General features: G+C 66.0%; 15 protein-coding genes. 10 read left to right on the top strand and 5 right to left on the bottom strand.

Annotated elements, in window-relative coordinates; translation table 11 throughout:
* Both CH262_RS18225 and leuS read right to left on the bottom strand, forming a co-directional pair.
* Positions 1–1239 (bottom strand): lipase family protein, encoded by a 1239-nt coding sequence (locus tag CH262_RS18225; protein ID WP_094718107.1) that lies wholly within the window; start codon positions 1237–1239, stop codon positions 1–3.
* Positions 1240–1363: 124 nt separating this feature from the next.
* Complete coding sequence (leuS, locus tag CH262_RS18220) at positions 1364–4186, bottom strand: leucine--tRNA ligase (protein ID WP_094718106.1); 2823 nt, start codon at positions 4184–4186, stop codon at positions 1364–1366.
* A gap of 68 nt (positions 4187–4254) precedes the next feature.
* Here leuS and CH262_RS18215 point away from each other — a divergent pair, with 68 nt between their 5' ends.
* Genes CH262_RS18215 through CH262_RS18200 form a run of 4 tightly spaced genes read left to right on the top strand, consistent with a single transcriptional unit; the run spans position 4255 to position 8042 of the window.
* Positions 4255–4659: an SdpI family protein gene (locus CH262_RS18215; RefSeq protein WP_027495026.1), complete on the top strand. Its 405-nt coding sequence runs from the start codon at positions 4255–4257 to the stop codon at positions 4657–4659.
* Between the two features lie 4 nt (positions 4660–4663).
* A complete protein-coding gene (locus CH262_RS18210; protein WP_094718105.1) occupies positions 4664–5644 on the top strand; it encodes a DUF1648 domain-containing protein in 981 nt (326 codons plus the stop codon).
* Positions 5645–5652: 8 nt separating this feature from the next.
* A complete protein-coding gene (locus tag CH262_RS18205) occupies positions 5653–6648 on the top strand; it encodes a bile acid:sodium symporter family protein (protein ID WP_027495024.1) in 996 nt (331 codons plus the stop codon).
* 32 nt (positions 6649–6680) lie between these two features.
* Entirely contained in the window at positions 6681–8042 is a 1362-nt protein-coding gene (locus CH262_RS18200) for a glutamate decarboxylase (RefSeq protein WP_094718104.1), read from the top strand.
* 72 nt (positions 8043–8114) lie between these two features.
* Here the strand turns inward: CH262_RS18200 and CH262_RS18195 are convergent, their stop codons facing one another.
* Positions 8115–8732: a YqgE/AlgH family protein gene (locus tag CH262_RS18195; protein WP_032371389.1), complete on the bottom strand. Its 618-nt coding sequence runs from the start codon at positions 8730–8732 to the stop codon at positions 8115–8117.
* Positions 8733–8786: 54 nt separating this feature from the next.
* Complete coding sequence (locus tag CH262_RS18190) at positions 8787–9476, bottom strand: TetR/AcrR family transcriptional regulator (protein ID WP_027495021.1); 690 nt, start codon at positions 9474–9476, stop codon at positions 8787–8789.
* 117 nt (positions 9477–9593) lie between these two features.
* Between CH262_RS18190 and CH262_RS18185 the strand changes: the two genes are divergently transcribed.
* Genes CH262_RS18185 through CH262_RS18175 form a run of 3 tightly spaced genes read left to right on the top strand, consistent with a single transcriptional unit; the run spans position 9594 to position 13393 of the window.
* The gene (locus CH262_RS18185; protein ID WP_094718103.1) at positions 9594–10526 is read left to right on the top strand and encodes an NAD-dependent epimerase/dehydratase family protein; all 933 of its coding nucleotides are present in this window, start codon (positions 9594–9596) and stop codon (positions 10524–10526) included.
* A 24-nt stretch (positions 10527–10550) separates the two neighbouring features.
* A complete protein-coding gene (locus tag CH262_RS18180; RefSeq protein ID WP_094718102.1) occupies positions 10551–11837 on the top strand; it encodes an MFS transporter in 1287 nt (428 codons plus the stop codon).
* Between the two features lie 59 nt (positions 11838–11896).
* A complete protein-coding gene (locus CH262_RS18175) occupies positions 11897–13393 on the top strand; it encodes a DUF4185 domain-containing protein (RefSeq protein WP_094718101.1) in 1497 nt (498 codons plus the stop codon).
* 50 nt (positions 13394–13443) lie between these two features.
* On the opposite strand, the gene CH262_RS18170 is transcribed toward CH262_RS18175, so the two are convergent.
* Positions 13444–14910 (bottom strand): CCA tRNA nucleotidyltransferase, encoded by a 1467-nt coding sequence (locus tag CH262_RS18170; RefSeq protein WP_032371394.1) that lies wholly within the window; start codon positions 14908–14910, stop codon positions 13444–13446.
* 101 nt (positions 14911–15011) lie between these two features.
* Here CH262_RS18170 and CH262_RS18165 point away from each other — a divergent pair, with 101 nt between their 5' ends.
* Genes CH262_RS18165 through CH262_RS18155 form a run of 3 tightly spaced genes read left to right on the top strand, consistent with a single transcriptional unit; the run spans position 15012 to position 22179 of the window.
* The gene (locus tag CH262_RS18165; RefSeq protein ID WP_032373580.1) at positions 15012–15587 is read left to right on the top strand and encodes an NUDIX hydrolase; all 576 of its coding nucleotides are present in this window, start codon (positions 15012–15014) and stop codon (positions 15585–15587) included.
* A gap of 2 nt (positions 15588–15589) precedes the next feature.
* The gene (locus CH262_RS18160; RefSeq protein WP_256988866.1) at positions 15590–17992 is read left to right on the top strand and encodes a DUF6049 family protein; all 2403 of its coding nucleotides are present in this window, start codon (positions 15590–15592) and stop codon (positions 17990–17992) included.
* The gene (locus tag CH262_RS18155; protein WP_179275036.1) at positions 17989–22179 is read left to right on the top strand and encodes a lipid II flippase MurJ; all 4191 of its coding nucleotides are present in this window, start codon (positions 17989–17991) and stop codon (positions 22177–22179) included. Before CH262_RS18160 ends, CH262_RS18155 begins: the two co-directional genes overlap by 4 nt.
* The last annotated feature ends 3 nt before the right edge of the window (positions 22180–22182 follow it).

Raw genomic sequence — 22182 nt, 5'->3', positions numbered from 1 at the left:
CTACGAAGTCGGGGTCAAGGCATTGCCGGGCGGGATCGTCACACAGTTGCTGTGCGTCGGCCCACCGCTGAATCGTTCGGTCAGGAACTGCAGGCTCTGCGCCTCGAACACCGGGAAGGCGTCGCTGTGCGTCAGGCCGTCGTACTGCGAGTACTGCACATCCACGCCCCGGCCGCAGTAGCCGTACGCCAGTCCCTGCACGTCGCCGGTGATCATGACGGTATCGCCGATCGGATCGGCGTGACCGACGGCCAGAAACATCGGCGTCCGCGGGGTGCCCTGGCTGCCCATGATGTTGTCGTCGATCGCCGCCACCACCTCGGGTACATCCAGCAGGGAGCTGTACGGGGCCTTGACCATCGAGGCGTCGGTGAGTGTCGGGTAGTCGTCGGCGAACTGGGCGATGCACTCCTGATCGACCTGATCGATCACCTCGAAGCCGTAGTCGGAGATGAAACTGTTCAGGTCGAGTCCGTACGCACGCTCGTAGGCGACGATCAGTGCCGGGATGACACCCGCCCACTCTCTGTTACCGCTGACGTACGGAAGGTTGTGAGCCAGGTCGACCGGTAGCCCGCCGGCCGCCGCACCGACCAGATTCAGCTCAGGCGCGTATTCGGGGGCAACTTCGGCACCCCACTGCGTCGGGACGGATCCACCGGAGTACCCGACCATGCCGACGGGCGTGCTCGACGGAAGCTGCAGGAGGGACTGCGCGGCACGAATGCCGTCCAGAGCGGCGTAGGCCGACTGCCGCCCGATCGTCCATTCGAGTTCCTCGCCCTCGTAATCCGGCACGACGACGGTGTAGCCGGCTGCGAGGTAACCGGCAATGACCGCCTGTTCCGCGCCGGCAATGGGACTCGTGGACCCGCCGCTGAGGGTGTACGAGGGATTGCATTGCGAGCCGAGGGCGTCGTACGCCATGTGGTACGAGACGATCCGCGTCGGCCCGGGGATCAAGGGCCGCAGCACTGTGGCGACCGTGACGACGCCGTCGCCCTGCTGGTCGGTAGTCCTGTAGAGCACCTGGCTACCTGTGATCGGCGTCGGCTGGGTGGGGGTACGGAACGTCATGGGCCTCGACCGCAGCACCGTTCCCGGGGAGACGTCCAGGCCGCCGTCCCAATCGTAGAACGGATCATCCGCTGGAACCGGCGAGCCGGGTCCCGGATCTGCTTGTGCAACAGGGACACTCACGAGCGTCGCGGACCCGAGAAGTAGCACGACGGAGGCCATCAGCCTCAACGCAAACCCTCTACCAGCTGGTGACATGCAACAAATTAAACCCCCGCGAGCTCGAAGTTATGGACGGAAATCGCAAGATTTTCATCCATAACTTCGAGTTCGGCGGAGGCGAGAGCTACTTCAGGACGATGTTCACCATGCGACCAGGGATCACGATGATCTTGGTCGGGGCCTTCCCGTCGAGCAGGGCCACGATCTTCTCATCTTCCAATGCCGTCTTCTCGACGTCGTCCTTCGTTGCATCGGCAGACACAGTGATGCGGCTGCGGACTTTGCCGTTGACCTGGATGGGGTAGTCGACGGTATCGGCGACCAACCACTTCTTCTCCACGCGCGGGAATGGCCCGTGCGCCAACGACTTCTCGTGTCCGAGCCTGCCCCACAGGTCCTCGGCGAGGTGCGGCGCCAAAGGAGCGAGCATCAGGATCAACGGCTCCACCACGCCGCGTGGAGCACCGTCGGGGTACGCCTTGGTGATGTGGTTGGTCAGCTCGATGAGCTTGGCACCGGCCGTATTGTCGCGCAGCGCAGCGTAATCCGCGTGCACACCGTCGATCACCCGGTTGAGCACCCGCAGGGTGTCCTCGGTGGGCTTGGCGTCGGTGACGCGAACCTCGCCGGTCACCTCGTCGAGTACCAGTCGCCAGACGCGCTGCAAGAATCGCTGCGCGCCGACGACGTCCTTCGTCGCCCACGGGCGTGAGGTGTCCAGCGGACCCATCGACATCTCGTAGACACGCAGAGTGTCGGCACCGTACTCGGCGAAGATCTCGTCGGGTGAGACCGAGTTCTTCAGCGACTTACCCATCTTGCCGTACTCACGGTTGACGGGCTGGTCCTGATAGAAGTAGCCGCCGTCGCGTTCGACGACCTCGGCTGCAGGAACGTAGACCCCGCGGGAATCGGTGTACGCGTAGGCCTGGATGTAGCCCTGGTTGTAGAGGCGACGGTACGGCTCGCTCGAGCTGACGTGACCCAGATCGAACAGCACCTTGTGCCAGAAGCGCGAGTACAGCAGGTGCAACACCGCGTGCTCGACGCCACCGACGTAGAGATCCACTCCGCCCGGATCGTTGGGTCCGTGGATTTCGGGACGCGGCCCCACCCAGTACTTTTCGTTCTCCGGGTCTGCGAAGGCCTCGGAGTTGGTGGGGTCGACATAGCGCAGCTGGTACCAAGAGCTGCCGGCCCACTGCGGCATCACGTTGGTGTCGCGGGTGTAGGTCTGCAGTCCGTCGCCCAGATCGAGTTCGACGTTGACCCACTCGTCGGCCTTGGCCAGCGGTGGGGACGGCTCGGAGCTGGCGTCGTCAGGATCGAACGACACCGGGGCGTAGTTCTCGATCTCGGGAAGTTCCACCGGCAGAGCAGAATCGGGCAGTCCGTGCGGGTTGCCTTCGGAATCCCAGACGATCGGGAACGGCTCGCCCCAGTAGCGCTGACGCGCGAAGAGCCAGTCGCGCAGCTTGTACTGAATGGTGCCGCGGCCCTTGCCTTCCGACTCCAGTCGGGAAATGACGGCGGTTTTGGCCTCGTCCACCGGCAGGCCGTCGAGGAAACCGGAGTTCACCAACTCACCGTCGCCGACGTAAGCCGCCTCGGTGACGTCGCCGCCGGAGATGACCTCGCGCACAGGCAGATCGAATGCCGTCGCGAACTCCCAGTCACGTGCGTCGTGGCCCGGAACGGCCATGATGGCACCGGTTCCGTACCCGGTCAGCACGTAGTCGGCGATGAACACCGGCACCTGCTCACCGTTGACCGGGTTCTCGGCGTACGCACCGATGAAGACGCCGGTCTTCTCCTTGTTCTCCTGCCGCTCGAGATCGGACTTCGCGGCGATCGACGCGCGGTATGAGGCAACGGCTTCGGCCGGTGTCGCGGTGCCGCCGGTCCACTTGTCCGAAATTCCGGCCGGCCACTGCTCGGCCACCATGCCGTCGACCAGATCGTGCTCGGGTGCCAGCACCACGTAGGTGGCACCGAACAGCGTGTCCGGGCGGGTGGTGAACACCTCGATCCCGGAGAACGAGACCTGCGCTCCGCGAGAGCGTCCGATCCAGTTGCGCTGCATGGTCTTGACCTTCTCGGGCCAATCCAGGTATTCGAGGTCGTCGACCAGCCGATCGGAGTACGCAGTGATGCGCATCATCCACTGGCGCAGGTTCTTTCGGAAGACCGGGAAGTTGCCGCGATCGCTACGTCCGTCGGCGGTGACCTCCTCGTTGGCCAGCACGGTACCCAGACCAGGGCACCAGTTGACCATCGAGTTCGACTCGTACACCAAACGGAAGCCGTCGATCACCTCGCGGCGTTCACCGACGGTCAGCGACTCCCAGGAGCGGCCGTCGTCCAAGGTCCGCTCACCCGAGGCGAATTCCGCCTCCAGCTCCGAGATGGGGCGCGCCTTGCCGAGCTCGTCGTCGAACCAGGCATTGAAGATCTGCAGAAAGATCCACTGCGTCCAGTGGTAGAAGTCGACATCCGTCGTCGCCAGGGACCGTCGACGATCGTGTCCGAGACCCAGGCGACGCAACTGGCGTCGCATGTTGACGATGTTGTCCTCGGTGGTGCTGCGCGGGTGCGTACCCGTCTGCACGGCGTACTGCTCGGCGGGCAGTCCGAAGGCGTCGTAGCCCAGTGCGTGCAGCACGTTGCGTCCCTGCATGCGGTGGTACCGCGCGAATACATCGGTGGCGATGTAGCCCAGGGGGTGCCCGACATGCAGGCCGCTGCCCGACGGGTACGGGAACATGTCCTGGACGAAGAGCTTGTCCTTCGGGACGTCTCCGGCGAGCGCTCCGACCGGGTTGGGCGCGTCGAAGGTGCCCTGCGATTCCCACAGGTCCTGCCACTGCTCCTCGATGCGCCCGGCGAGTTCGGCTGTGTAGCGGTACTCGGGAACGGACTCGGTGGATGCTTCAACGGAATCGGTCACACCTACCAGCCTAAAGTGTGACGCGGCCCGCCTGGTACCAGGACCTCGCTGCGCCGTATCCTGGCCAGGTGGTCATCGTCTCGGTTGTGTTGTTCGTGCTCGCCCTCGTCGTCGGGGCTGTCGCTGCCCTGTCGCTGCTCGGCCGGCTCCCGCGCAATCGATTCGCCGGTGTCCGTACCCCCGAGGCAATGCGCGACGACGAGACGTTCGTCCTCGCGAACCGTGTCGCCGGCCCGACCACAGCCGCATCTGCGCTGGTACTGGCCATCGGCGGCGTAGCCGCACTCGCACTGAGCGGCATCGCAGCGGTCGTCGGAGTGGTCGTTGCCCTCGCTGCAGCGCTGTTCATCGCCGCAGCCGGCGGATCCATCGGTGCCCGCGCAGCCGCGGCAGTGCCGGCACCCGCCGAGGCCGACGGATGCGGACAATCGTGCATCTCGTGCAGCCTCAAGGACGCCTGCCAGCCGAGCTGAGCGCATGAAACAGAAGAGTCTGCGCACCTTCGATCCGGCCGGAGTCGTCTTCGGCGTCGTCCTCCCGCTCGCGGTTGCCGCTCTCTGCCTCGTCCTGGCCTATCTGTGGGAGGGTCGCCTGCCGGACCAGGTGGCGACTCACTTCAGCGGAACCCAGCCGGACGACTTCTCCAATCCGCTCGCCAACGCCTGGACCGTCGCCATCGTCATCGTGTTGGTCGGGGGCGGTGTGAGCGCGGTGGCCGCCCTGGCCCGAGTGCTGCTGATCATGCGTCGGACGATGCTGATCATCGGGCTCACCGTCGTCGGGACGATCGGAGTGCTGGAGATCGCGACCCTCGCACGCGAACTCGACCTACCCACCGAGCAAAGCGTCACCATTCCCGGCTGGGCCATCGCCGTCGGTACCGTTGCCGGGTTCGCCATCGGACTGTTCGGAGCGACGCGCCTGCGGGATCACCGCGAACGCGTCGTCGCCACCGCACCCCTGCACACCGACCTACCTCGGTGCGGCCTCGAACTGCCGCTGGTGGTTCCCGTCGGAGCGAGCCGCGTCGCCGCAGTCACGGTGATCGCGCTGTCGGCGGCCGGAGCCGGCGTGACGTGCTACCTCTCGAATTCGCCGTGGCCGATCTTTCTGTTCGTTCCGCTGACCATCCTGATCCTGTCCCTGCTGCGATTCACCGTGCACATCGACAGCGACGGCCTCTACGTCTCGAGCCTGGGAATGGCGGCATTCGACTACGACATCGCCGAGATCACCGGTGCCTCGGTGCGGACGGTGAACCCGGCCAAGGACTTCGGCGGGTGGGGTCTGCGAGCGAAGGGCAGCGGCAACTACGCCGTCGCCACCGAAGCCGGGCCGGCGGCATTCGTCACCTTCGCCAACGGTGATCGACTGACCATCGGAACCGCAGCCGCCGACACGATCGCGGGAACGCTCAACACCCTCACCGACCGTGCCCGCACCACCACTGCGGACTGAGTGGCCGAGTGAAAGCGTTGCGGGACACCGTCCTGGATCCCTTCCTGCTGAGCATCTTCGCGGTCGCCGCGCTGGCGAGCATCTTCCCCGCGTCGGGAACCGCCGAGGACGTTCTCGGCTGGGTGACACGCGTCGCCATCGGGCTGCTGTTCCTCATCTACGGCGCGCGACTGTCCCCACGTGACGCCTGGGAAGGCGTCAAACACTGGCGCTTGCACTCGGTGATCCTGGCGTCGACGTACCTGCTGTTCCCCGCGCTCGGCCTGGCCCTGAGGGTCCTCGAACCGAGTCTGCTCAGCGAGGACCTCTACACCGGAGTGCTGTTCCTCTGCCTGGTGCCCTCGACCGTCCAATCCTCGATCGCCTTCACCTCCATCGCCCGAGGCAACGTGGCCGGTGCCGTGGTGAGCGCGTCCTTCTCCAACATCCTCGGCGTGTTCGTCACCCCGCTGCTGGTGCTCGCGCTGATGACCACCACGGGTTCGGCGAGCATCGATCCCAGCTCGATCCTCGACATCGTTGCGCAGCTGCTGCTCCCGTTCGCCGTCGGTCAGCTGCTCCGACCCTGGGTGACGGGCTGGCTGACCCGCCACAGCGCGTCGACGAAGCTCGTCGACCGGGGATCGATTCTGCTGGTCGTCTTCTCCGCCTTCAGCGCGTCGATGAACCAACACGTGTGGTCCTCGGTCGCCCTGTGGCGTATCGGCATCGTCGTCGCCGTGTGCATCCTGCTGCTCGCCCTCGTTCTGACGATCACCTGGTACGCAGGCAAGTGGTTCGGTTTCTCGCTCGAGGATCGTCTGGTGCTGCTGTTCTGCGGATCCAAGAAGAGCTTGGCGAGCGGACTGCCGATGGCCGCCGTGCTGTTCGTCGGCCAACCCATCGGGTTGATCGTCCTGCCGCTGTTGCTGTTCCATCAGATCCAGCTGATGGTGTGCACCGTCATCGCTCAGCATTTCGCGCGTCGACCGGAACCGAGCCCGGCGGCGGTCGTCGCGGACTAGGTTGGGTGTCAGTCGAGCAATCGGAGAAGACAATGCCCAGGAAACTGCACACGGACGGCGTCGTCTCTGCCGCCTACACCGGCCGGCTCGCCACCGATCCTGTACCCGCACTGCGACTCCCCGAGAATCAACTCGACCCCGACGCCGCCTACCGCTACATCCACGACGAACTGATGCTCGACGGCAGCTCACGCCTCAACCTGGCGACGTTCGTCACCACCTGGATGGATCCGCAGGCCGAAAAGCTGATGGCGGAAACGTTCGACAAGAACATGATCGACAAGGACGAGTACCCGTCCACCGCGGCCATCGAAGAACGCTGCGTCAACATCGTCGCGGACCTGTTCCACGCACCCGGCCTCGACCGCGAGGACCCGTCGTCGGCCACCGGCGTCTCGACCATCGGCTCCAGTGAAGCAGTCATGCTGGCGGGGTTGGCGCTCAAGTGGCGCTGGCGGGCGAAGGGCGCCGGGACAGGAACCCCGAACCTGGTGTTGGGCAGCAATGTCCAGGTGGTGTGGGAGAAATTCTGTCGCTACTTCGACGTCGAACCCAAGTACCTGCCCGTCGAACGCGGGCGCTACGTCATCACCCCGGAACAGGTTCGGGACGCGGTGGACGAGAACACCATCGGCGTCGTGGCGATTCTCGGCACCACGTTCACCGGTGAACTCGAACCGGTTAGGGAAATCTGCGCCGTCCTCGACGAGATCGCCGGCGGCGGTGGACCCGACGTACCGGTTCACGTCGACGCGGCCAGCGGTGGGTTCGTCGTACCGTTTCTGTACCCGGAGCTCGAATGGGATTTCCGTCTGCCTCGGGTCAAGTCCATCAACGCCAGCGGACACAAGTACGGATTGACCTATCCGGGAATCGGATTCGCGGTCTGGCGGACCGAGGAAGACTTGCCCGAGGATCTCGTGTTCCGCGTGAACTACCTCGGCGGCGACATGCCCACCTTCACGCTGAACTTCTCGCGGCCGGGCAATCAGGTGATCGGCCAGTACTACAATTTTCTGCGCCTGGGCCGGTCCGGCTACACCGACATCATGAAAGCACTGCGCGACACCGCAGTTCGCGTCAGCACTCATCTCGCGGGACATCCCGATATCGACGTGATCACCGACGGATCGGCCATCCCGGTCCTGTCGTTCATGTTGAAAGAGCACTGCGAGTTCACCGTATTCGACGTGTCCCACGAACTGCGAGCCAGCGGCTGGCAGGTGCCGGCGTACACGATGCCCGACAACGCCACCGACGTCGCCGTACTCAGAATCGTCGTCCGCGAGGGCTTCAGCGCAGACCTCGGCCGCATGCTGTGCATCGCCATCGACGAGGTGATCGACGGTCTGAAATCAGGCGGACACTCGACCGCGCGGGCTTTTTCGCACTAGGTTGCGTCCTGGGTCGTGAGTGGAAACTCGACCCCTGCTACGAAGTTCCGCGCACGTGCGGCGCAGCCGCTCTCAGTTCCGTTCGACGTCGATCGGGTGGGATGCCAACAGCGCCAACGGCATCGGCTGACGACGTAGAACCTGCGCCCACAGGTCGACGCGCGGCGGACCGATCACATCGGAAGCCAAGGCCGACAACACGATCCAGTCCTCTCGGTCCAGTTCACCTTCGAGCTGCCCGAACGTCCACCCCGAGTACCCGGCGAAGATGCGCACACCCTCCACGTACGGCGCGATGTCTGCGGGGTCGGAATCCAGATCGACCATCACCACCCGGCCGTCGACTCTGCGCAGACCGGCGACCCCGTCGATCGACGCGCCGGTGCGCAGCGTGGCCAGACACAGTGCCGAATCGCGTTTGACCGGACCACCGACGTACAGGGCCCGCGGCTTCGCGGCGAGCTCGGACCAATCGGGCAGCACGTTCTGCACCGCGGTCTCACTGGGACGGTTGATCACGACGCCGAGACTGCCCGCGTCGTTGTGTTCGATGATGTAGATGACGGTGCGCCGAAACGTGGGCTCCACGAGTTCGATGGACGACACCAGCAGACTGCCGGGACGAACATCGTGCAGTGCCGACGCCGTCCGGTCCTCGGGTTCCTCCGCATGCGCTGCCACATCAGCCATTGTGGCACCGCACACCGCCGGATGTGGCACAAGCACGACGGCCAGTCCTCGGTCCTACTCGAGCCCGGCAATCTTCGTCAGAATCCCCAACTGGAACTCGAACAACGCGTCCCGGTCGGCGAACGTCGTCGCGCCGTACTGATCGAACACGTCGAAGTTGATCGCACCGAACAGTGACGCCCACACCATCACGCCCAATGCGATGAGCTCGTCGGGCAGGTCCATGTCCATCTGGGCGCGGATGTCCTCGAAACTTGCGTGCAGCGACGCCAACTCGGTGGGTGCCGATTCGATGTCCGGGCGACGGATGTCCCAGGCCGACTGCAGGACTGCGACCAATGTGGTGATCACCCGGGTCCCCGGGCCGGTGGTCTGTTCGGCGGGCGCGTGGTAGCCGGGTACGGGGCTGCCGAAGAGCAGCGCGTACCGGGCCGGTTCTCGCAGTCCCCATCGACGCACCGCCCGGCTCAACGCCCGGAACTTGTCGGCGGGGCCGTCCGCCGCGTCGACGGCCGCGTCGACTTCGTCGCCCAGCTCGGAATACGCGTCGACGACGAGCAACGTCAGTAGTTCGTCCCGGCTCGAGACGTAGCGATAGACCGCCGAGGAGACGACGCCCAGATCTCGGGCGACCGCGCGAAGCGACAGGGCAGCAGCACCGTCTGCGGCCAGGTGCTCGCGTCCGATGCGGGTGATGTCGCTCAGAGTCTGGGCGCGGGCTCGGGTACGCGGAGTGCTCGCCATGCTCGCTACTGTAACTGCCGCTCTTTTCCGAGAGCACTGCTCTTGCTTTTCTCCGAGCAGAGGTGCACACTCGACACATCAGAGAGCACCGCTCTCGTTTACCGAAACGGAGTAGCCATGTCAGAACTTCACGTCGTCACCGGTGCCGGACCCGTCGGCTGGACGATCGCCGAACAGCTTGCCGCGCAGGGACATACGGTGCGGATCCTCACTCGATCCGGAAGCGGGCCACAGCATCCGAACATCGAACGGCGATCGGTCGACGTCGAGTCCGACGACCTCCGAGCGCACGTCGACGGAGCAACCGCCATCTATCACTGCACCCACGCCGCCTACGAGAACACGGTGTGGCGCGACAAGCTCGAGGCGATGGAACGACGTGTGCTCGACGCGGCCGCGGGTACGGTCGTCGTGTTCCCCGAAAGTCTCTACGCCTACGGCCGGATCGACGGGCCCATTCGCGAGGACTCGCCCAGAAACGCCACGTTCCGCAAGCTGGGTGTCCGCACCGAACTCCTGGCCGCACGCGACGCGCACTCGACCCCCACCGTCAGCGTCGCCGCCTCGGACTTCTACGGCCCACGGGTGCTGACCTCTCACATGGGAGAACGAGTGGTCGCCAATGTGCTCGCCGGTAAGACCATTCGGGTGATCGGGGCCGCGAACCTGCCCCATTCCTTCACGTACGTGCCGGATTTCGCAGCCGCGATGATCGTCGCGGCCGCACAACCGTCCACGTGGAACACCGTCCTGCATGCACCCACCGCTCCTGCGGTGACGCAACGAGAGATGATCGAGATGTACTCGGCTGCAGCGCACTTGCCGACCCCGAAGATCGGCGTCATACCGGCCTGGGTCATGCGAGCACTGGGGCTCGTTTTCGGTCCGATGAAGGAGCTGGGGGACACCCTGTACCAGTTCCGCTACCCCTACATCCTCGACTCGAGCCGCAGCGAGCGCGTTCTCGGCCTCGAGCCCACCCCTCTCGCCGACGGCACGGCCGCCACGATCGCGTGGTGGAAGGCAGACAAGCCCGCCGTATCGGTGTGATCGACGCGGGATAGAGTCCCGTCGGTGAACGACGCCACCTTTCGTACCCGCCTACGTGAGTCACCGGGCGTCGGAAAGCTCACCACCGTTCGCTTCGCCGGTCAGTTCGGTGATGGATTGTTCCAAGCCGCATTGAGCGGTGCCATCCTGTTCAATCCCGAACGCGCCACCAACCCCGCCGAGATCGCCGCCGGATTCGCTGTTCTGCTCGTGCCCTACTCCCTGGTCGGCCCGTTCGCAGGGGCGCTGTTGGACCGCTGGGATCGTCGATCGGTTCTGTTGTGGGCCAACATTGTTCGCATCGTGCTCATCACAACGACCTCCGTACTTCTGTGTGCCGGAGTCGACGCCACACCGCTGCTGCTGTTGGCTCTGGCCACCGTGGGGCTCAGTCGATTCGTGCTGGCGGGCGCATCGGCATCCCTGCCGCACGTGGTGCGGCAATCGTGGTTGGTGCCGATGAACTCGGTACTGGCCACCGTCGGGTCCGGTTTCGCGGCGGGCGGCGCGGGACTGGCGGTCGCGGTGATCGGTGCCGTCGGAGCGGGGGATCTCGGTTCGGGCGTCGCCGTCGGGTTGGCCGCGACCGGCTCGGTGGTCGGTGCTGTTGCGGCCGGACGGTTCGCGCCGCGGTCTCTCGGTCCCGATACGGACGATCGACCCGGCAACCCGCTGAAAGATGTTGCCGCCGGGCTGAAGTCGGGTGCCCTGGCGGTGTGGCGGTCGCCGGGAGTGACCACCGCGATGATCGGCATCGGGGCACACCGCATCGTGTTCGGCATCAACACCCTCATCATGGTGCTGGTGCTGCGGGAGAGCACGCACAGTTCCCTGCCCGGCGGCCTCGCCGGCTTCGGCATTGCCGTCGGAGCCACGGCGACCGGAATGTTTCTCGCTGCCGTCATCGCGCCGTTCGCCGTCCCGCGGTTCGGCCGCACCCGCACCATCGCCACCGCCCTCGTCCTGGCCATCGCCGCTCAGGTCGGTGCCGTCTCCGGTCTCACCCAGACCAGCCTGCTGCTCGGAGCATTTCTCCTCGGCATCGCTGGGCAGACCGTCAAACTCAGTGGGGACGCGGCCATGCAGATCGAGATCGACGACGCGCATCGTGGACGAGTATTCGCGTTGCAGGACACCGTGTTCAACGTGGCGTTCGTCGGTGCCCTCGCCGCGGCCGCATTCGCCGTCGGCCCCGACGCCACGGAACTGAGCCAGGATCCCACTGCGCACGCGCTGGTGTTCGTCGGAGCAGGGATCTACGCCGTCGGCTTCGTCGCAGCGATACTCAACACGAGGCGCGCACCGCGCTGACGTGGTGTATCTTCCCGTAACGGACCGCTAGGTTTCGTCGGACAACACGGGGGCACCGCATGCATGGCCGCACGACGTCGCTCGGCTGCATCATCGCGGTTGCCGCAGGTACAGCCGTTCTTTCCGCACCCCCCGCGTACGCGGCCCCGCCGCCGCCGGTGAATTCCTGTGGAGAAACCGGATTCGACCCCAAGGACTACCCACCAGAGCCCGTCGGGCCCGGAAATCCGCCGCAGCTGCCGCCGTTGCCGGATCGTGTGGTGATCCCCGTGCCGTATCCGTCGATCGAACTCGTGCCGGCGCCCGACCCGCCGCCGAACAACACCCGTGTCCAGGCCGAGCCGTCGGCCGACCCGTGCGCGGACCCCTGCCCCGACCTCACCGACGCCACGGACTCGCCCACCACCGGCTCGGCAGACCATCTCCCGTTCCCTCGCATCGAGATCGACCCGCAGCCCGAGACCCTTCCCATCCCGATTCCCGGCCCCGGTGGAACTCCGGGAACCCCGCCGCCGGCACCCGCCGTGACCGCGGCGGAGTCCGGGCCGACGACGGTACCGCCGGTGGCACCGGCCCTCGGACACGTCGAGGTGGTCTCGCAGCTGACCGGACCGGGATCGGAGAACCGCACCGACAAGCGCTGGCAGGTCGACGGCACCGACCTCGGCATCATGTGGGAGAGCAAACCGGGCGAGGTCGCCGTCGTTTTCGGCGATTCCTTCGGCAAGGGTTGGGAATTCGGTGTGGTCGGCGGAGACGATTGGCGGTCGAACGTACTGGGACACAGCACCGACACCGACCTGTCCGACGGTATGACCCTGGACTCGATGGTGCAGGATTCCCGCTGTCACGCAGCCGAATTACTACCCTCGCGCAAGATCAAGAATTGGGAGACCACCGTCATCCCCACGTCCGGGTTCGCGATCGACGACCGGCAGTACATGTCGTACATGTCCATCCGGCGGTGGAGCACGATCCCCGGCATGTGGTGGACCAACTACGGCGGCATCGCCTATTCCGACGACAACGGTTCCACCTGGGTCAAGGACGAGCATGCCAAGTGGGACAACGTCTTCGGGTTCTCCAAGTTCCAGGTGTCGACGATGGTCCCGGCGGGGGAGTACGTGTACATGTTCGGCACCGTCAACGGTCGCGCCGGCCAGGTCGGCCTGGCACGCGTCCCGAAAGCGGACGTACTGAACAAGACCGCCTACCAGTACTGGGTGAACGGCACCTGGGCTCCCGTCGGATCGAACGAAGCCACCCCCATCGCCGACGGTATGGCCGGGGAACTGTCGGTTCATCACGACGACGCCCGAGGCCTCTGGCGGATGACGTATCTGGATCCGTTACGCGGCGATATCGTTCTGCGCGAAGCAAATTCACCGCAGGGCGAGTGGACCGCCCCGAGCACCCTGATCGATACCGCCGAGTACCCCAAGACCTACGGCGGCTTCATTCATCCGTGGTCGACGGCGAACGAGCTGTACTTCACCGTCTCGGAGTGGGACAGCTACAACGTCTATCTCGTCGAGGCCGAGCTTCGCTCGTCGTGAGTGGAAGCTCGTAGTGGGCTACGAAGTTCCGCGCACGTGCGCGGGACGCGCTACTGCGTCGGCCACCACTCGAGCAGGGCCGCTTCGGCGTCCTCACGTGAGAGCGGTCCCCGATCGAGGCGCAGTTCCTTCAGGTATTTCCAGGCCTTGCCCACGTCGGGACCGGCGGGGATACCGAGCAGCTCCATGATCGCGTTGCCGTCGAGGTCGGGACGAACCCGCGCCAGGTCCTCCTGCTCGGCGATGCGGGCGATGCGCTCTTCGAGATCGTCGTAAGTGGCTTGCAGGGCAGCCGCTCGACGCTTGTTCCTGGTGGTCGAATCGGCTCGAACCAGCTTGTGCAACTTGGGCAGTAGCTCGCCGGCATCGGTGGCGTAGCGACGCACCGCCGAGTCGGTCCACTGACCCTTGCCGTACCCGTGGAATCGCAGATGCAGGAACACCAGATGCGAGACGTCCTCGATCATCTTCTTCGAATACTTCAACGCGCGCATACGCTTTCGCACCATCTTGGCCCCGACGACCTCGTGGTGGTGAAAGCTGACGCCGCCGCCGGGCTCGTTTCGTTTGGTATCGGGCTTGCCGATGTCGTGCAGCAGTGCGGCCCAACGCAATACGAGATCGGGGTCGCCGTCCTCGAGGTCGATAGCCTGCTTCAGAACCGTCAACGAATGCCAGTACACGTCCTTGTGCTGATGATGCTCGTCGATTTCGAGCTTCATGTTCGGCACCTCGGGAATGATCCGCTGAGCCAAACCGGTCTCGCACATCACGTCGATGCCCTCGATCGGGTGGGCACCGAGAATGAGCTTGTCCAGCTCCACCTGAATGCGTTCGGCGGTGATGCGGTCGATCTGATCGGCCATGTCGACGATGGCGCTGTGCACCCGCGGCAACAACGAGAAACCGAGTTGCGACACGAAACGAGCCGCGCGCAGCATCCGCAGCGGATCGTCACCGAACGACGTTTCCGGTGCCGACGGGGTATCGAGAACGCCCTCGAGCAACGCGTCCATGCCGCCGAGCGGATCGACGAACTCCTGCACGCCGTCCGCACCCAACCGCACGGCCATGGCGTTGACGGTGAAATCGCGTCGAACGAGATCTTCTTCGAGGCTGCTGCCGTACTGCACCTCGGGGTTACGCGAGACCTGGTCGTACGAATCGGTGCGGAACGTCGTGATCTCGATCTGCTGGCCGTCCTTGGCCGCACTGATCGTTCCGAACGCGATGCCCGTATCCCACTGATGGTCCGCCCACCCGGACAGCAGCGTCTGAACGACTTCCGGCCTGGCGTCGGTGGTGAAATCCAGATCGGTTCCCAAACGACCGAGAACCGCGTCCCGAACGGACCCTCCGACGAGGTAGAGCTCGTGGCCCGCGGCGGCGAACAACGCGCCCAGCGGAGTCAATACCGGCGCGAGTTCACGCAACGTCACCGCAGCTGCAGCCAGCAACCTTTCCCGGCGCGCATCGGCGTGCTCGGGGGAAACGGAAGACAGGGACTGATCGGCCACGGTGGAAGAGCCTACTGGCGCAGTACCGACCGGATCGTCTCGGCCATCGGCCACGGTGCGGCAAGCCGGAGCGGGGCGCCGAGGCAACTAGTATGGATCGGGTGTCTGCTGCCGAACGTGCGAACAGGAGCCGCCGCAACCCGCGGCGGCGTCAAGCACGCGCCGACACCGAAGCACCCAAGCTGCGGACCGTCCGAGAAACCTCTGCCGGAGGCCTGGTGGTCGACGGCCTCGACGGCCCGCCTGCCACCCGCTGCGCAGCCCTGATCGGCCGCACCGACCGGCGCGGACGCCTGCTCTGGTCCCTGCCCAAAGGACACATCGAGCAGGGCGAAACCGCCGAGCAGACGGCCATGCGCGAGGTCGCCGAGGAAACCGGCATCCGCGGCACCGTGCTGGCGTCGCTGGGAAGCATCGACTACTGGTTCGTCACCGAAGGCCGCCGAGTCCACAAGACCGTTCACCACTATCTCCTCCGCTTCCTGGGCGGTGAACTGTCCGACGAGGATCTCGAGGTCACCGAAGTCGCCTGGGTACCGCTGAGCGAACTGCCGTCCCGACTCGCCTACGCCGACGAACGCAAACTCGCCGCCATCGCCACCAGACTCATCGAGGACATGAACGGCGAGCAGACAACCGGCGGCGACACGAACGCACCCACGCCCGGCGGGAAGTGATCGTGCGGGCCCGGAAGGTCGCTGCCGCCGCATTGACCTCGTTTTTCCTCGCTGCAGCGCCGGCCGTCGGCACCGCAGCACTGGTACCCCAACAGCTCCCTACTGCCGCGGCGCAGCCAGATTCCGCCGGAGACACCAGCGGCACCACCAGCACCGTTCCCGATACCCCGATGACGCAGTCCGGCGATCCGTTCCTGACGCTGAGCATCGACACGGTCGCCCCCTCGACGGTCACCACCAGCAGCGATCCGTTCGTCACGGTTCGCGCGACAGTGAAGAACACCGGCGATCGACGCGTCGACGACGTCAGCGTTCGCCTACAGGGGGCGGCGGCCATCGACACCACGTCGGGTCTGCGGACCTCTCTGACCCTCGACCAGGAGAGATTCGACCGCGTCGGATCGTTCGTCACGGTCGCCGAGTCGCTGGAGAAGGACCAGAGCCGCCAGTTCGATCTGTCGATGCAGTTACGAAGCAGTACCGAGCCCTCACTCGGGATCGACGCTCCCGGCGTTTACCCCCTACTTCTCAACGTCAACGGCACCCCCGAGTACGGCGGGACGGCTCGACTCGACGACGCCCGCTTCCTGCTACCCGTCGTCGGACTGCCGCGGAATCCCGGTCAGCTCGACCCCGCAGCGCCCGACGCAATGCCGCTACCCCCCAACACCCGGAACCCCGTTGCAATGACGGTGTTGTGGCCACTTGCCGACATTCCCCGTCTCGCAGCCGGAATCCCCGGTTCCATCGACGATCGAGTGCGCTTGATCGACGACGACCTGGCGACCCAGCTCGCCGCTGGTGGTCGGCTCGACACCCTGCTCAAAGCCCTGGAATTCGCGACGCAGCCCGGTCTCGATCCCGACGGCAAACTGGCGTCGAGCCTGTGCATCGGCATCGATCCCGACCTGCTGGTCACCGTCTCGAACATGACCCGCGGCTACCTCGTCGTCGACAACCCGGCCGATCCGGCCAGCTCCGCGCGGGAGGGCTCCGGCAGCGGGGCCGCAGCCCAGTGGTTGACGCGGCTCGAGGCACTGGCGTCGAACACGTGCGTGACGGCCCTACCGTTCGCTCAGGCCGACCTCGCCGCCGTCGCCGACATCGGTGATTCCTCGCTGCTCAGCAGCGCTGTCGCCGCCCCGGCCGACATCGTCGACGGCATCCTCGGCATCAGCTCGGTACGCGGTTTCACCTGGAGTGCCACCGGCGGCGTCGACGCGGGCGCTGCGGACGCGCTGAGATCGTCGGGAACCGGGACCGTCCTCGTCGCCGACAACAGCATCAGCCCACCCACGTCGTCGCCGACGTCTCTGCTGGTGTCCACCGACACCGCGCCGACCGCCGCCGATCCGACCGGCACCTTGGCCGCCACCCACTACGACTCGGCGACCGCAGCCGCACTGGCCGGCGTCGGGACGACCCCGTCGACCCCGGCCTTGACCCCGGCGAATCAACGCTTCGACCTGGGCACCGACTCCCGCACCGCACGGCTGCAGGACGCCCTCGGCGCCATCAATTTCCATGCCCTCGTCGGAGCCGATCGACCCGGCCGCACCGTGACCGTCGCACCGCCGCAGTACTGGACCGCGGGAGGAGACGAACCCTCGGCAATCCTGTCGACTGTGTCCTCGCTGTTGCGTTCAGGCCTGGCGACGCCTCGTCCGCTGCCCGGCCTGATCACCGAGCCCCCCACCGGAATCCCGGTGACCAGCATCGATGTGCCGACCGATCTCGATGCGTCCGCCATCGACACGGTCCGAACGCAGAGCGCACGCGTGGACACCCTGGCGCAGTCGCTGGTCGAGGATCCCCAGTCCGCACTGACTCCGCGCCTGTACACCGCCCCGCTGCGGGAGGACATGCTCCGCGCCCTGTCGACCGCGGGTCGCGCCAGCGCCGAAGGCGATGACGCCGCGGCCATGGCACGCACCCGTCTCACCGCGACCCGCGTCGGACTCGACACCGTCTACGGATCGGTGACCGTGCTGGCTCCGGGCGGCGTCTACACACTCGCCTCCGAGCAGAGTCCGCTGCTGCTCGTGGCCCGCAACGACCTACCGGTGCCGGTCAACGTGCTCCTCCGAGTAGACGCGCCACCGGAGATGACGATCAGCGACGTCGGCGTGACCCAACTTCCGGCGCGCGGATCGCGAACCATCACCGTGCCCGCCGAGGTGGACGACAAACGCAATCTGTCGGTCGACTTCTCCGTCACCACCCTCGACGGCACCCGGCTCGGCGAGGTATCGACGGTGTCGGTTCGATCGAACGCATACGGTCAAGCTCTCGCGATAATTACCGCCTGCGCCGGCGCGCTCCTACTGTTGCTTGCAGGCCGACGACTCTGGCACCGATTCCGAGGACAACCCGACCCGGCCGACGAAGGGTACGAGAGACCATGACAGGCAATGTGCCGTACGACGGCGACCTGCCCCGGTCACGCATGCCCGCAGCGCAGGTGTTCCGGCGCACGACGCCCCCACGCCCCGCCCCCTGGGAGCGGCAACCACGACCGGAGATGCGTTCCTATCCGGCACCGCCCCCGCTCGACGGTCAACCGGCAGCGGACGACTCCGCAACTCAGCTCATCCCACGGTTCCGGGACGAGGACTACCCACCCGCCGCGCCGTCGGGGAACATTCCTCCGCCGCAGACACCACCGGGCGGCAACGAGTCACCACCGCAGCCCGAACCCAGACCTCAGAAATCGTTGCTGGCCGCGTCGGGCTCGATCGCCGTTGCGACCCTCGTCAGCCGGATCACCGGATTCGCCAAGCAAGTAGCCATGACGGCCACCCTGGGTGCCGGCCTGGCCAGTGCGTTCACCGTCTCGACGATTCTCCCGAACATGATCTCCGAGCTGGTGCTCGGTGCCGTCCTCGGAGCGATCGTCGTTCCTGTCCTGGTACGCGCAGAACAAGAGGACGCCGACGGCGGACGTGACTTCGTCCGACGCCTGTTCACCATTGCGGTCGCGCTGCTCGGCACCGTGGCGTTGGCCGCAACCATCGCTGCGCCGCTGCTGGCGCGTCTGATGCTCAACGGTGATCCGAAGGTCAACGAGGGCCTGACCATTGCCTTCACCTATCTGGTGTTGCCGGCGCTGATGTTCTACGGGCTCTCCGGCTTGCTCACGGCGGTGCTCAACACCCGACAGAACTTCAAACCCGGTGCGTGGGCACCGGTGTTCAACAACCTCGTGGTACTTGCGGTGTTCGGCATCTACTTCCTGATGCCGGGTGAGATCACCGTCAACCCGGTCGACATGACGAACCCGCAGCTGTTGATCATCGGCCTCGGCGTCACCACCGGTGTCATCACGCAGGTGCTGGCGCTGATCCCTGCGCTCCGCCGCGAGAAGATCGACCTGCGCCCACTCTGGGGATTCGACGCGCGCTTGAAGAAGTTCGGCGCGATGGCGGCGGCGATCGTGCTCTATGTCGTCATCAGTCAGATCGGTCTGATCGTCGCCACCAACATCTCGTCGGGAGCCGACGACGCGAGCCCCACGATCTATTCCCAGGCCTGGATCGTGCTGCAGCTGCCGTACGGCATTCTCGGCGTCACGGTTCTGACGGCGATCATGCCTCGACTCAGTCGTAATGCCGCCAACGGTGACACGCCCTCGGTCGTCGACGATCTCTCCGTCGCCACTCGGCTGACGATGGTCGCGATGGTCCCGATCGTCGTGTTCCTGACGTTCGCGGGGCCGTGGGTGGGCGAGGCGCTGTACGGGTTCGGCAAGTTTGCGCCCGACGCCAACCGGCTGGGTGAGGCCGTGAGCTGGTCGGCGTTCTCCCTTATCCCGTACGCCCTGGTCTTGATCCATCTCCGCGTGTTCTACGCGCGTGAGAAGGCCTGGACTCCGACGTGGATCGTGCTCGGCATCACCGCCGTCAAGATCGGCCTGTCGTTGCTCGCCCCGATCGTCGCATCCGATCCCGACCAGGTGGTGCTGCTCCTCGGCGCCGCGACCGGCCTCGGCTACACCGCAGGTGCCGTCATCGGCGGATACCTGCTGCACAAGAGCCTCGGCAACCTGCGGATGGCCAACGTCGGGAAGACTGTCTGGCTGGTTCTCATCGCCTCGCTGGCCGGCGGCGCAGCCATGCTCGCCATCGACCGGATCGTCGGATTCGACGCCATGGCGAACGGCTGGATCGGCAACTTCGTGCGCGTCGCGATGGACGCCGTCATCATGCTCGGCATCACGTTCTCCATCCTGTGGTTCGGCAAGATTCCCGAAGTACTGGCCGTCACCGTCGCGTTGAGCCGGCTCGTCCGCCGGGTCCTCGGACGGTCGGCCCCGCCCGAGCCTGTGACGTCCGGTTCGGTGCCGGATCCGGCTGCCGCGGAAACCAGCGTGATTCCGGTTATTCGAACCGAGCCCACATGGGACACTGCGCGGGATCGACTCCCGTACCCTGGTCAACGGCACCCGGGGGCAGACGCCCCTGCAGGTCGACCGCTTGTAGAACAACACGGGGCATATTCGCCTGAAGGAGTAACAGTGACCGACGACGATGTTGCTGGGGGGCCGGCACAGTCTCCAGCAAACGAAGCCGACCGAACGAGCGGCGGAGTCGAAGTCGACACCCAGGACCGCACCGAGCCCGTGAAGGCCGAGTCTGCTGCGTCGTCGAAAACACCCGAGTCGAAAACACCCGAGTCGAAGACAGCGGACCCGAAAGCAGCTGATTCTTCGGAGAAGCCGAGCACACCCAGCACGCCTGAGCCGGCGGCTGCATCGAGTGCCGAGGCCACCGAGAAGAAGGAAACCAAAGCGTCCGCTCCCAAGGATCAGACGATCGCGATCTCCAAGGCAGCGCTGGCCGCCAAGCCGTCGGACAAGACCGTCTCCATCTCGAAGGCGAAGCTGCCGGTCGACGACGCGAGCAAGGCCGAGCCGAAGACCGACAGCACACCGGTGGACGCGACGAAGAAATCGGCGGCAGTCGACACACCAGTAGCACCGAAGCAGACGACGGACAAAGCTGCCGACAAACCAGCCGAAGACCAGTCCACCGCGGACGCCCCCGGGCGCACCCTTCGCGGACCGACACTGATTCCCGGTGCTTCGGTGGCCGGCGGACGCTACCGCCTGTTGGCACCGCACGGTGGAGCTCGCGGGCTGAAGTTCTGGCAGGCCCACGACGTCAAGCTCGACCGCGAGGTCGCGTTGACGTTCGTCGACGCCGATCAGCAGTCCACGGCGTCACCCAACGACCGCACTCAGGGCCCGCAGGCAATCCTGTCCCGGACGCTGCGCCTCGGCCGGATCAACTCTCCCGGTCTCGCCCGGGTGCTCGACGTGGTGCGCGGTAGCTCCGGCGGCATCGTCGTCGCCGAGTGGACTCCCGGTCGCTCGCTGCGCGAGATGGCCGATACGGTTCCTGCCCCCACCGGGGCCGCTCGTGCGATCAAGGTCCTGGCCGCCGCGGCCGAGGCTGCGCACCGAAGCGGCGGCGCACTGTCGATCGACCACCCCGATCGCGTACGCATCAGTACCAGCGGCAACGCTGTTCTGGCGTTTCCCGCCACTTTGGCGGACGCCGACTCCAGTTCGGACGTCCGTGGTCTCGGTGCCATGCTCTACGCCCTGATCACTGCACGCTGGCCGTTGTCGGACACCACCGGAGAAGCCGTCGTTCCCGGTGACGCGGCATCCCTGCGCAGCGTCGGCGGCATGCGTCCGGCCGATCGGGACGACAAGGGTGCGCCGCGCGAGCCTCGCGAAATTCGCCCCGACGTTCCGTTCGAGATCTCTGCCGTCGCGGTACGAGCGCTCGAGCAGAACAGTGGCATTCGCACCGCCGCGACGGTGCAGCACGTTCTCGATCAGGCCGCGGTGGTCAACGACAAGACCGACCTGATGCCGGCACTGCGACTGGGCCAGCGTGCCCCGGGAGCCAGCGGTCACTCGCTCGCAGACCCGGAAGAGCTGGCCGCAGAGAAGGCGAAGTCGACGCGAACCAATATCGCCATCGCCGTTCTCGGCGCTCTGACAGTGCTGATTCTGGCGTTCGCCGGCTATTGGTTGTTCACCTCCATCGCGGGCGACAACACCGATGCGCCGCTGGACAGCCAGGAGTTCGGGCTGACGACCCCGGCTGCCGCGCCGCCGGCCGGCGACACCGCTGCGCCCCCGGCGCCGACGGGTGGACCCGTCGCGATGAGCGATGTCAGCGTCTTCTCCCCACAGGGGTCTGCAGACAACCCGGGCACGGCATCGAACGTGATCGACAACAACCCCAGCACGGCCTGGACCACCGACTCCTACTTCCAGCAGTTCCCGGCACTGAAGAACGGTGTCGGACTGCTCGTCACCATCCCGTCGTCGACGTTGAAGAACGCGTGGATCGAATCGACGTCGCCGGGAACGGTCGTCGAGATCAGGTCCGCTCCCAACGATTCACCGAGCCTCGGCGACACCACGCTGCTCGGTGAAGCCACTCTGCAGAACGGCCGCACCGACATCGCGCTCGACGGCACCGAACCCACCGGCAACGTCCTGGTGTGGATCACCACCCTCGGAGAGCAGGGTGGCCGCATCGCTACCTCGATCTCCGGGATCGGTTTCGACACGTAAAAC

It is taken from the genome of Rhodococcus sp. 05-2255-1e, from assembly GCF_002259025.1.
In the GTDB taxonomy this organism is placed as follows: domain Bacteria; phylum Actinomycetota; class Actinomycetes; order Mycobacteriales; family Mycobacteriaceae; genus Rhodococcoides; species Rhodococcoides fascians.
Note: the sequence above shows the minus strand (reverse complement) of the source record. Positions and strands in the feature narration are given on the sequence as shown.